The following is a 292-nucleotide window of genomic DNA, read 5'->3' on the forward strand; positions in this document are numbered from 1 at the left end:
TCAACGCGACCGTCGAGGTTGGTAACCTCCTGGTTGGTGGCGAACAGTTGCGAACCGTTGACCGCATCGGTGCTGGTCGCACTCAGGCGGCCGGCGGCGACGTTGGTGAGGGTGCGTTCCGCACCGGTCTTGCCCACGCTCACGGTGCCGGTCGGGACAGCCCCAGCGAAGTTGTAGGTGGTGTCCGCGATTTTGGCGGAAGCCGTGCCCACAGCCGCGGCAGTGGTCGCGCCGTCGCCCAGCGCCACGCTGTTGGCGGTGGCGGCAGTAGCGCCTTTACCGATGGCGATGG

General features: G+C 67.8%; 1 pseudogene. It reads right to left on the bottom strand.

Features of this window, described 5'->3' with window-relative positions:
• A pseudogene (locus tag JFY56_RS24225) lies at positions 1–292 on the bottom strand (hypothetical protein); the annotation flags it as partial.

Source organism: Pseudomonas schmalbachii, assembly GCF_017589465.1.
GTDB lineage: Bacteria > Pseudomonadota > Gammaproteobacteria > Pseudomonadales > Pseudomonadaceae > Pseudomonas > Pseudomonas schmalbachii.